Genomic DNA, 11,413 nt, shown 5'->3' with positions numbered 1-11,413 from the left:
GCGCTGCCGGGCCTGCCCACCGGGGCGCGGCCCGCGGCGGAGGGGACGGCGGCGGACGGAGTCGCGGCGGCCGGTGCGGAGGCGTGCGCGAGCGGGACGGCGGCGGCCGGGCCGGCGGAGTCACTCGGTCTGACACCCCGGGAGCGCGACGTGCTCCGGCTGGTGACGGCGGGGCGGAGCAACCGGCGGATAGCCGAGGAGCTGTTCATCTCGCCCAAGACCGCGAGCGTGCACGTCTCCAACATCCTGGCGAAGCTGGGCGTCTCCGGCCGGGGCGAGGCGGCGGCGCTGGCTCACCGGCTCCGGCTGTTCGCCGAACCGGAGCGCACCGGCTGAGAGCCGCGGGCCGAGCCCGGTCGGGCGGGTGTCGGGGGAAGCGCGTGCGGGGCAACGCGTGTGGTGACGGGCTGCGGCGACGGGTGTGGGGTACGGGCCTGCGGGGACGGGTGTTGGGGCGGAGAGCGGTGGCGGCCGGTGGTCCCGGCTGCCCTGCCCCGGTTGCCCTGCCCCGGTTGCCCTGCCCCGGCGGCCCGGTCAGGCCGCCCCGTCGCGCGGCTCGGGCAGCCTGATCGTCACCCGGCCCGAGAGCAGATCCACCGGACCCCTGCCGGGATCGGCGTCCCCGGTGTCCTGGACGACGAGTTCGAGCCGGTTGCGTTCGTCCTCGGTGTGCTTGCGACCCGGGGCGAACAGTTCCTCGATGAGGTTGAACACGCGCTGCCTCCTGTTGCCCCCGGACCACCCGGGACCCGGAGCGGACGAACACCGGACACCGGACCGGCCACCCCATCCGGACAAACCTGGAACGGACGTGCACCGGGCCGGGCGTACACCGGGCCTGACGTACACCGGCCGTGCACCGGACCGGACGTGGACCCGGCCGGGCGTGCACCGGAGTCCGCGGACGCCCGACGGGGAGCGGCTCAGCTCACCTCCAGCCGCAGGATGCGGTCGTCGGCCCCGCCCGGGGAGCCGCGGCCGTCGGTCTCGCTGGTCACCAGCCACAGACCGCCGTCCCCGGTGGCGACGACGGTGCGGAGACGGCCGTACTTCCCTTCGAGGAAGGCCTGCGGCTCGGCCACCGGCTCCGTGCCGTCCAGCGGGATCCGCCACAGCCGCTCACCGCGCAGCGAGGCCATCCAGACCGACCCCTCGGCCAGGGCGATGCCGCTCGGCGAGGCCTCCTCGGTGGTCCACTGCTCCACCGGGTCCACGAACCGCTCGTCCCCGTCCTCCCTGCCCTCGACCTCCGGCCAGCCGTAGTTCTTCCCGGGCTCGATGCGGTTCAGCTCGTCCCAGGTGTCCTGCCCGAACTCCGCCGCCCACAGCCGCTTGTCCTTGTCCCAGTCCAGGCCCTGCACATTGCGGTGCCCGAAGGAGTAGACGACCGAGTCGGCCTCCGGATTGCCGTGCACCGGCTCGCCGTCGGGCGTCATCCGGAGGATCTTGCCGCCGAGCGAGTCCCGGTCCTGCGACAAGTCCTCCCGGCCGCCCTCGCCGGTGCCCGCGTACAGCATCCCGTCCGGGCCGAAGGCGATCCGGCCGCCGTTGTGCGTGATGCCCTTCGGGATGCCCTTGAGAACGGTGTCCGGGGCCCCGAGCTGCGAGCCCTGCGGCTTGTCCGCGGAGTAGAGCATCCGCACGATGCGGTTGTCCGAGGCCGTCGTGAAGTAGGCGTACACCATCTCCTCGTCCTCGGGTACGGCGATCCCGAGGAGCCCGCCCTCGCCCGCCGCGGCCACCCCCGGCACGGTCCCCAGCTCGGTCTTCTTCCCGCTGTCCGCGTCGACTCGGAGGATCTTGCCGGTGTCCCGCGAGGAGACGAGCAGGTCGCCGCCCGGCAGCGGGGCGAGGCCCCACGGCGAGTCCAGATTCTCCGCGACCGTCTCCGCGACCTTCACCGAACCCTTCGCGGGCGCGGGCGAGGAGGACGCGGAAGGAGCGGCGGAGCGGCTGCCGCCGGAGGTGGGCGAGGGGCTCGCGGACTTCTCCGGGTCCCCGCCGCCGGACGAACAGCCGGCGGCGAGCAGGAGCGCGGCGGCGGCCAGCGCGGTGGATACGGTCACAGCGGGGCGTCGCACGGGGACGGTCCTCTCCGGTCGAGTCCGGTCGGGCGGTGCGGGGGAGCACCACACTGCTCGTACAACATCGCGGAACGCAATGAGGTTCCCCACGCGTGACCGGGTGCCCGCCCCGCCCGGGCCCGATGCCCGCCCCCTACCGGGCCGGTCCCTGCCCCATCCCGGGCCGACCCGGCCCGGTGCCCGAGCGCAGGTCCCCCGCCCCGCGCGTCAGTCCCAGGACCCCTGAGCCGGCGGCAGCGCGGCGATCTCCGCCAGGTCCCGGTCGGTCAGGCTCAGCCGCGCGGCCGCCGCGTTCTCCACCGCCCACTCCGCCCGCTTGGTCCCGGGAAGCGCGATGACATGACGGCCGCGGGACAGCACCCAGGCCAGCGCCACCTGCGCGGTGGTGGCCCCGTGCCGGGCCGCGATCCGGCGCAGCCCGGCGACGAGCGGCTGGTTGGCCGCCATCATCTCCGCCGTGAACCGCGGATGGCGCGCCCGTACGTCGTCCGGCTCGAACCCCTCGCCCGGCGTGAGCGTTCCGGTGAGGAAACCATTCCCCAGCGGCATCGCCGCCAGGAAACCGACGCCCCGGGACTCGCACCACGGCAGCAGCGTGTCCAGCGCCTCCGGTGACCACACCGACAGTTCGGCCTGCACACAGCTCACCGGGAAGACCTGCTGCACCCGCTCCAACTGCCGCAGCGTCGCGTCGTGCATACCGCGCAGTCCGGTGCCCGCCGCCCGCCGCCGGCCGCGCTGCACCCGCAGTTCCGACTCCCGCTCGGCCCGGGCACCCACCGCGCACAGCCCCAGCGTGCGCACCTTCCCCGCCCTGACGAGGTCGGCCATCGCGCCCCAGGTCTCCTCGACCGGCACCTCGGGATCCGCCCGGTGCAGTTGGTACAGGTCGATCACATCGGTCTGCAGCCGCCGCAGCGAGGCGTCACAGGCCCGCTTCACATAGCCGGGGCGGCCGTTGGCGACGATGTGCTGCTCGCCGACGAGCAGCCCGCACTTGGTGGAGACGAAGGCGTCCGCCCGCCGCTCCCTGAGCACCCGTCCCACCAGCAGTTCGTTGGTGAACGGGCCGTACATGTCGGCCGTGTCCAGCAGCGTCGTCCCGCTGTCCAGCGCCGCGTGCACCGCGCGCAGCGAGCGCTCACCGTGTTGCCGTGAGGTGGTGTAGGCCCAGCTCATGGGCATACAGCCGAGGCCCACGGAACCCACCGAGAGCGCCCCCGCGCCGATCGTCCTGCGCTCCACCTGGTCCTGCACCCCTGTCCTGCACCCCTCCTGGGCCATGCCGCGGCCAGGGGGCTGTTCGCCCCCGCAGCACAGTAACCTCTGCCGCCCGCCGACTTCGCATAGCCTCCTGACCATGAGTTCCGACGTGTGGCTGCCCATTCCGCCCGAAGAGATCGACGGCCTTCCCGACGGCTTCCGCTACCTGCACTGGGACGGGGCGCCGGAGTTCCCGGCCGACCCCGCCCGCTGTGTGTTCTACGGCGTGCCCTACATGAAGAGTCCGGACGTGACCCTCCGGCCGCTGAAGGAGATGACGTCCCTGCGCGTGGTGCAGACGCTCACCGCCGGCACGGACTTCATCGAGCCGGCCGTCTCCGGGCTGCCGCGCGGCGCGGTCGTGTGCAACGCCCGCGGGGTGCACGACGCGAGCACCGCCGAACTCGCCCTCACCCTCACCCTGGCGTCGCTGCGGGGCATCCCCGGCTTCGTCCGCGGCCAGGACGCCGAGGAGTGGCGCTCCGGCTTCCAGCCCGCGCTCGCCGACAAGAGCGTGCTGATCGTCGGGTACGGAGCGATCGGCAGCGCTGTCGAAGACCGGCTCACGCCGTTCGAGTGCGCGCGGGTGGCGCGCGTCGCGCGCGCCGCTCGCACCACCACGCGCGGGCCTGTGCATCCGATGGACGCATTGCCCGATCTGTTGCCCGACGCCGACGTGGTCATTGTCGCCACACCGCTCACCGACAGCACCCGGGGGCTCTTCGGAACGCGCACGCTGGCGCGGATGAAGGACGGCGCGCTGCTCGTGAACGTCGCCCGCGGAGCGGTCGTCGACACCGCGGCGCTGCTCGCCGAGACGGAGTCCGGACGGCTGCGCGCGGCCCTGGACGTCACCGACCCCGAGCCGCTGCCCGCAGGTCATCCCCTGTGGCACGCGCCCGGGGTGCTGATCACGCCGCACGTCGGCGGCCCCACGTCCGCCTTCCTGCCGCGCGCCAAGCGGCTGCTGCGCGAGCAGTTGACGCGGTACGCGGCCGGAGAGCCGCCGGCGCACCGGGTCGCCCGGGCGGGCTGACTCCCGGACGGGGACGCCGCACCTCCCGCGCACGGACACGGAGCGCATGCGGACGGGCGCGGAGTGTGCGCCCCACCCCTGCTGCCGTCACACTGTGTAGGTAACCTATGTCGCAGCGTGACCGATCTGGTGTATCGTCCCGACGGGGCCTGTGCCGCAGAGGGAAGACGGGGCGGTGCGGCAGAAAGACCGTGACTCGAGGGGGGCAGCGGGCGATGCGCGGCCGACGGAGCGAACTGACGGGACACACCTACCGCGAGCGACCACCGGTCCGTGCACTGATGCGCAGACCGCGCCGCAGGACGACACCGCCCAGGGCGGTCCGGTGACCGTCCCGGGGGCGGTGACCTCGCGGCCGCCGGCCCCGGCCGGAAGCGCGAGCATCCTCCCCCAACTCGTGCTGGCCGTCGCCTGCGGGGGCTATGCCGCAGGCGCCGCCCTCGGTTGGGGATCGCGGACGCTCGCCCTGGTCATGGGCGACTTCGGGCTCAGCGCCGCCGCGTTGGCCGCGGCCGTCTCCTGCTTCTGGTACGCCCGCTCCCGCGCCACCCGCTTCCGCCCGGCCTGGCTGCTGTTCGCCGTGTCCTCGCTGATGGCCGCCGGCGGCAACTTCGTCTGGGGGTGGTACGAGGTGGTGCGGCGCCAGCCCGTGCCGAGCCCCTCGCCCGCCGACTTCTGCTTCCTGCTGTTCGCGCCGCCGGCCATCGTGGGCCTGCTGGTGCTGGCGAAACGGCCCGTCACCCGGGCCGGCTGGGTCTGCCTCGGGCTCGACGCCTGGCTGATCGGCGGCTCGCTGCTCACGCTGTCCTGGAGCCTGGCCCTCGCGCAGACCGCGCACGGCGCGACGGACAGCGTGGCCCACGCCGCCCTCTCCCTCGCCTATCCGCTCCTCGACATCGCCCTGGTCAGCATGGTGCTCGCACTGCACTTCCGCCGCTCGTCCGCCAACCGCTCCGCGGTGAACACCGCCATCGCGGCCCTCGCCCTGACCGTGCTCTGCGACGCGCTGTTCACCTCGCCGCTCGTCCGCGACGGATACAGCTCCGGGCAGCTCCTCGACGCCGGCTGGTTCGCCGGTTCGCTGCTGCTGGCCTACGCCCCGTGGGCGGGTGACCGGAAAGAGTCCGCGGGGGAGCAGGGCAAGGAGCCCCGCCGTGTCCGGGCCCGGCCCGCCGTGCACCACATCGGCCGCCCGATCGCCGGATCGCTCGGCGCGCTCACCCCGTATCTCGCCGCCGCCGTCTGCACCCTGGGCATCCTGCACACGGTGATCGACGGCGGCCGGGTCGACCGAGTGGTGATCTTCACCGCGTGCACCGTGGTCCTCGCGCTCGTCGTGCGTCAGGGGATCATGCTGATGGACAACATCAGCCTGACCCAGGAACTGGCCCACAAGGAGAACCACTTCCGCTCCCTGGTGCAGGGTTCGAGCGACGTCATCATGATCGCGGCGCCCAACGGCGTGCTCCGGTACGTGAGTCCGGCCGCGGCGGGCGTCTACGGCATCGAGGCCGACGAGCTGATCGGCTCCCGGCTCGCCTCCCTGATCCACCCGGACGACCTGGGCGGGGTGATGCACGAGATCCGCCGCTTCCTCGCCGCCCCCGAGGAGGAGACCACCACCCGTATCGAGTGCCGGTTCCGGGCGGGCGCCGGCCGGGCCGCCGGCGGCCGCTGGCTCAACGTCGAGTCCACCGTCAAGCGCCACCACGGCGGCCTCATCCTCAACAGCCGGGACGTCACCGAGCGGGTCCGGCTCCAGGCCCAGCTCCGGCACAACGCCGAGCACGACCCGCTCACCGACCTCCCCAACCGGGCCCTGTTCACCGAGCGGGTCCGGCAGGCGCTCGGCGGCCGCCGCAGCACCGACCCGGGCACCGCCGTGCTCTTCATCGACCTCGACGGGTTCAAGGCGGTCAACGACACGGTCGGCCACCAGGCGGGCGACGAACTCCTGGTGCACGCGGCCCGCCGGCTCCAGGACTCCGTACGGTCCGGGGACACCGCCGCCCGGCTCGGCGGCGACGAGTTCGCGGCCCTCATCCTCGGCGACGGCGGCCGCGACCACGCCACCCGCCAGTACCGCGTGCACGAGATCGCCGACCGGCTGCGCATCGCCCTCTCCCACCCCTACCGGGTGTCGGGCACCGAGGTGCGGGTCGCCGCCAGCATCGGCGTCGCCTTCGCCGACCCCGGCATCACCCCCGGCGACCTCATGCGCAACGCCGACCTGGCGATGTACCGCGCCAAGGCCGGCGGCAAGAACCGCGTCGAGCTGTACGTCCCGCAGATGCAGGCCGAGGTGGTCCGCCGCGCGGAGCTCACCGGCCGGCTCCGCGCCGCCCTGGAGGACGGCGAGTTCACCCTGCTCCACCAGCCCGTCGTCGAGCTGGGCTCCGGCCGGCTCACCGCGGTCGCCGCGCAGGCGCGCTGGCGGTCGGCCCAAGGCACGCTCTTCACCCCCGCCGAGTTCCTGCGGGTGTCCCAGCGGGGCCGGTCCAGGGACACGGCCGGCCGCAGCGCGGAGCTGGGCCGGTGGCTGCTGGAGAAGGCGGTCGAACAGGCCGCCGAGCGGCACCGCGCGGGACAGACCGCACCGGTCCTCGTCCGCCTCCCCGCCCGCCGGCTGCTGGACCGCACGATGCCGATGGGCACCGTGGAGGCCCTCCTCACCCGGCACCGGCTGCCCTCCGGCGGACTGCTGCTGGAACTCTCCGAGAGCGACCCGCAGACCCCGCTGGACGAGCTGGAGCTGCGCCTGGCGGCCCTCCGGCGGCTGGGCGTCCGGATCGCCCTGGACGCCTTCGGCGGCGGCTATGCGGCGATCAACGCGCTCCGCCGGCTCCCGGTGGACGTCCTGAAGATCGACCGCGAACTCGTCGACGGGGTGGTCGACTCGGTCCGGCTCTACAAGATCACCGCCGGGCTGCTGCGGATCGCCGCGGACCTCGGCCTGCAGTCCGTCGCGGACGGCGTGGACCGGCCCGAGCAGGTGGTGGCCCTGCGCGCCATGGGCTGCACCCACGGCCAGGGCTCGGCCTTCTCGGGCCCGCTGGACGAGCACCGGCTGCGCCGGGCCCTGGCCCGCGGCGACTATCCCGTGCCGCGCGCCGGTGGCCTCAGGGAGGCCGTGCTGGCCGGCGGGCCGCTGCCGGTGCGGATCCCCGAAGGCCGGGAGGCGCTGCCCCGCCGGGCGGTGGGAAGCGCCGCCGCCTATCCCGGAGAATCGTGGGAGAGCGGTCCGGAGACGGTGTCGGAGGCGGTGTCCGGACCACCGATTCGCTCGAATAGTGAGACTCCCGTCCCACCCACTTGACACTCCTGCCGCGCCGGAGAGAGGGTCAGAGCCATGCGCACCCGAATTTTCGTACTTGGACAGCGCGTCGGCTGAAGCAGGCCGCTCACGAAGCCCTGCTGATCGCACCGGCGCGCTCCCCTCGCTTGCCTCACGGCACGGGGGGTTTTTTGTTGCACCGACACCCTCAAACCCACGCAGAACATCATCGAGAAGAGAATGCCGATGACCGAGCAGGCCACCGGGGCCCACCACCCGCAGCCGCGCACCCGTAGCGGAGGACAGCGGCCCACCGCTGTCGAGACCGACGTCACGGGCGCGCAGTCCCTCATCCGTTCTCTCGAGGAAGTCGGCGCCGACACCGTATTCGGCATTCCGGGCGGTGCGATCCTCCCCGCCTACGACCCGATGATGGACTCCTCGAAGGTCCGCCACGTCCTCGTCCGGCACGAGCAGGGCGCCGGGCACGCCGCCACCGGCTACGCGCAGGCCACCGGGAAGGTCGGCGTCTGCATCGCCACCTCCGGCCCGGGCGCCACCAACCTCGTCACCCCGATCGCCGACGCCCACATGGACTCGGTCCCCATGGTGGCGATCACCGGCCAGGTGGCCTCCGCGGCCATCGGCACGGACGCCTTCCAGGAGGCGGACATCTGCGGCATCACGATGCCGATCACCAAGCACAACTTCCTGGTCACGGACCCGGCGGAGATCCCCCGGACCATCGCCGAGGCCTTCCACATCGCCGCCAGCGGCCGGCCCGGCCCGGTCCTGGTGGACATCGCCAAGGACGCGCTGCAGAAGAAGACCACCTTCAGCTGGCCGCCGCAGACCGACCTCCCCGGCTACCGGCCCGTCACCAAGCCGCACGCCAAGCAGATCCGGGAGGCCGCCAAGCTGATCACCGGCGCCAAGCGGCCGGTGCTGTATGTCGGCGGCGGCGTGATGAAGGCCCGCGCGACCGCCGAGCTGAAGGTGCTCGCCGAGCTGACCGGCGCACCGGTGACCACCACCCTGATGGCCCTCGGGTCCTTCCCCGACAGCCACCCGCAGCATGTCGGCATGCCCGGCATGCACGGCTCGGTCACCGCGGTCACCGCCCTGCAGAAGGCCGACCTGATCGTGGCGCTGGGCGCCCGCTTCGACGACCGCGTCACCGGCAAGCTCGACTCGTTCGCCCCGTACGCCAAGATCGTGCACGCGGACATCGACCCCGCCGAGATCGGCAAGAACCGTGCCGCCGACGTCCCGATCGTCGGTGACGCCCGGGAGGTCATCGCCGACCTGGTGGTCGCCGTCCAGGCCGAGCACGACGAGGGCCGCACCGGTGACTACCGCGACTGGTGGGACAGCCTCAACCGCTGGCGGGAGACCTATCCGCTGGGCTATGACCAGCCGGAGGACGGCAGCCTCTCCCCGCAGCAGGTCATCGAGCGGATCGGCGAGCTGGCCCCGGAGAACACCGTCTACGCCGCGGGCGTCGGCCAGCACCAGATGTGGGCTGCGCACTACATCGGCTACGAGAAGCCCGCCACCTGGCTGAACTCCGGCGGCGCCGGGACCATGGGCTACGCGGTCCCCGCCGCGATGGGCGCCAAGGCCGGCCGCCCCGACGCCACCGTGTGGGCGATCGACGGCGACGGCTGCTTCCAGATGACCAATCAGGAGCTGGTCACCTGCGCGCTGAACAACATCCCGGTCAAGATCGCGATCATCAACAACGGCGCGCTGGGCATGGTCCGCCAGTGGCAGACCCTGTTCTACAACCAGCGCTACTCCAACACCGTGCTGCACTCCGGCCCCGCCGTCGCGGGCGCCGAGCCCCCGCAGGAGGCGCCGCGCGGGACCCGTGTCCCCGACTTCGTCAAGCTCGCCGAGGCGATGGGCTGTGTCGGGCTGCGCTGCGAGGACCCGGACCAGCTGGACGCGGTGATCGAGAAGGCCAACGCGATCAACGACCGGCCGGTCGTCGTGGATTTCATCGTCCACGAGGACGCCATGGTCTGGCCCATGGTCGCGGCGGGCACCTCCAACGACGAGGTCATGGCGGCGCGCGGCGTGCGCCCCGACTTCGGCGACAACGAAGAAGACTGAGCAGGCGGACGCGGAAAGCAGAAGAGAGACCCCATGACCAAGCACACGCTCTCCGTCCTGGTGGAGAACACCCCCGGCATCCTCGCCCGGATCGCCGCGCTGTTCTCCCGCCGCGGCTTCAACATCGACTCGCTCGCCGTCGGAGTGACCGAGCACCCCGAGATCTCCCGCATCACCATCGTGGTGAACGTGGAGTCGCTGCCGCTGGAACAGGTGACCAAGCAGCTCAACAAGCTCGTCAACGTGCTGAAGATCGTCGAGTTGGAGCCCGGCTCCGCCGTTCAGCGGGAACTCGTCCTGGTGAAGGTCCGCGCCGACAACGAGACCCGCTCCCAGATCGTGGAGATCGTCCAGCTCTTCCGCGCGAAGACCGTCGACGTCTCCCCGGAGGCCGTGACGATCGAGGCGACCGGCAGCAGCGACAAGCTGGAGGCCATGCTCAAGATGCTGGAGCCGTTCGGCATCAAGGAGTTGGTCCAGTCCGGCACGATCGCCATCGGCCGCGGCGCGCGGTCGATCACCGACCGGTCGCTGCGCGCGCTCGACCGGACCGCATAGCGAGACCTTCAGCCGCATGCCCCGCCCCGCCGCATACGGTGGGACGCACACTGCGCATTCCCGCGAGTTCCCGCGTGAGAAACGCAAGAGAGTCAAGGAGATACCCGAAGTGGCCGAGCTGTTCTACGACGACGACGCCGACCTGTCCATCATCCAGGGCCGCAAGGTCGCGGTCCTCGGCTACGGCAGCCAGGGCCACGCCCACGCGCTGTCGCTGCGCGACTCGGGTGTCGACGTGCGCGTCGGTCTCCACGAGGGCTCCAAGTCCAAGGTGAAGGCCGAGGAGCAGGGCCTGCGCGTCGTCACCCCCGCCGAGGCAGCCGCCGAGGCCGACGTGATCATGATCCTCGTCCCGGACCCGATCCAGTCCAAGGTCTACGAGGAGTCGGTCAAGGACAACCTGAAGGACGGCGACGCGCTGTTCTTCGGCCACGGCTTCAACATCCGCTTCGGCTTCATCCAGCCGCCGGAGGGCGTCGACGTCTGCATGGTCGCCCCGAAGGGCCCGGGCCACCTCGTGCGCCGCCAGTACGAGGAGGGCCGCGGCGTTCCGTGCATCGCGGCCGTCGAGCAGGACGCCACGGGCAACGCCTTCGCGCTCGCCCTGTCCTACGCCGCGGGCATCGGCGGCACCCGGGCCGGCGTCATCAAGACGACCTTCACCGAGGAGACCGAGACGGACCTCTTCGGCGAGCAGGCCGTCCTCTGCGGTGGTACGGCCGCGCTGGTCAAGGCGGGCTTCGAGACCCTCGTCGAGGCGGGCTACCAGCCGGAGATCGCCTACTTCGAGTGCCTCCACGAACTCAAGCTGATCGTGGACCTGATGTACGAGGGCGGCCTCGACAAGATGCGCTGGTCGGTCTCCGAGACCGCCGAGTGGGGCGACTACGTCACCGGCCCCCGCATCATCAACGACAACACCAAGGCCGAGATGCGGAAGGTCCTCGCCGAGATCCAGGACGGCTCGTTCGCGCGCACCTGGATGGACGAGTACCACTCCGGTCTGCCGAAGTACAACGAGTACAAGAAGACCGACTCGGACTCCAAGCTGGAGACCACGGGCCGCGAGCTGCGCAAGCTCAT

At 72.3% G+C, this 11,413-nt stretch carries 9 protein-coding genes; 6 read left to right on the top strand and 3 right to left on the bottom strand.

Features of this window, described 5'->3' with window-relative positions:
• Window positions 1–336 (top strand): helix-turn-helix domain-containing protein (locus GCU69_RS33495; RefSeq protein ID WP_235978265.1); only part of this gene is annotated, 336 nt, incomplete at its 5' end.
• 198 nt (window positions 337–534) lie between these two features.
• Here the strand turns inward: GCU69_RS33495 and GCU69_RS05795 are convergent.
• The 3 genes from GCU69_RS05795 to GCU69_RS05785 all read right to left on the bottom strand — a co-directional run bounded on the left by GCU69_RS05795 (window position 535) and on the right by GCU69_RS05785 (window position 3,329).
• Entirely contained in the window at window positions 535–714 is a 180-nt protein-coding gene (locus GCU69_RS05795; RefSeq protein WP_098749706.1) for a DUF6191 domain-containing protein, read from the bottom strand.
• A 209-nt stretch (window positions 715–923) separates the two neighbouring features.
• The gene (locus GCU69_RS05790; RefSeq protein ID WP_156205307.1) at window positions 924–2,081 is read right to left on the bottom strand and encodes a PQQ-dependent sugar dehydrogenase; all 1,158 of its coding nucleotides are present in this window, start codon (window positions 2,079–2,081) and stop codon (window positions 924–926) included.
• A gap of 210 nt (window positions 2,082–2,291) precedes the next feature.
• A complete protein-coding gene (locus tag GCU69_RS05785; protein WP_098749724.1) occupies window positions 2,292–3,329 on the bottom strand; it encodes an aldo/keto reductase in 1,038 nt (345 codons plus the stop codon).
• Between the two features lie 115 nt (window positions 3,330–3,444).
• Between GCU69_RS05785 and GCU69_RS05780 the strand changes: the two genes are divergently transcribed.
• From GCU69_RS05780 to ilvC, 5 genes are all read left to right on the top strand, one after another.
• Complete coding sequence (locus tag GCU69_RS05780; RefSeq protein WP_098749708.1) at window positions 3,445–4,383, top strand: 2-hydroxyacid dehydrogenase; 939 nt, start codon at window positions 3,445–3,447, stop codon at window positions 4,381–4,383.
• Window positions 4,384–4,708: 325 nt separating this feature from the next.
• Window positions 4,709–7,699: a putative bifunctional diguanylate cyclase/phosphodiesterase gene (locus tag GCU69_RS05775; protein ID WP_170315782.1), complete on the top strand. Its 2,991-nt coding sequence runs from the start codon at window positions 4,709–4,711 to the stop codon at window positions 7,697–7,699.
• A 204-nt stretch (window positions 7,700–7,903) separates the two neighbouring features.
• Window positions 7,904–9,772, top strand: a complete 1,869-nt coding sequence (locus GCU69_RS05770) for an acetolactate synthase large subunit (RefSeq protein WP_176604537.1) — start codon at window positions 7,904–7,906, stop codon at window positions 9,770–9,772.
• 33 nt (window positions 9,773–9,805) lie between these two features.
• Window positions 9,806–10,330: an acetolactate synthase small subunit gene (gene ilvN / locus GCU69_RS05765; protein ID WP_098749710.1), complete on the top strand. Its 525-nt coding sequence runs from the start codon at window positions 9,806–9,808 to the stop codon at window positions 10,328–10,330.
• A 109-nt stretch (window positions 10,331–10,439) separates the two neighbouring features.
• Window positions 10,440–11,413 (top strand): ketol-acid reductoisomerase (gene ilvC, locus GCU69_RS05760; RefSeq protein WP_156205306.1); only part of this gene is annotated, 974 nt, incomplete at its 3' end.

It is taken from the genome of Streptomyces lycii (assembly GCF_009735685.1).
GTDB lineage: Bacteria > Actinomycetota > Actinomycetes > Streptomycetales > Streptomycetaceae > Streptomyces > Streptomyces lycii.
This window is presented reverse-complemented; position numbering and strand designations above follow the sequence as displayed.

Bases quoted from the DNA above. Each gene is read 5' to 3' on its own strand.
- ilvN (WP_098749710.1), top strand. From the start codon at position 9,806: ATGACCAAGCACACGCTCTCCGTCCTGGTGGAGAACACCCCCGGCATC.
- GCU69_RS05780 (WP_098749708.1), top strand. From the start codon at position 3,445: ATGAGTTCCGACGTGTGGCTGCCCATTCCGCCCGAAGAGATCGACGGC.
- GCU69_RS05770 (WP_176604537.1), top strand. From the start codon at position 7,904: ATGACCGAGCAGGCCACCGGGGCCCACCACCCGCAGCCGCGCACCCGT.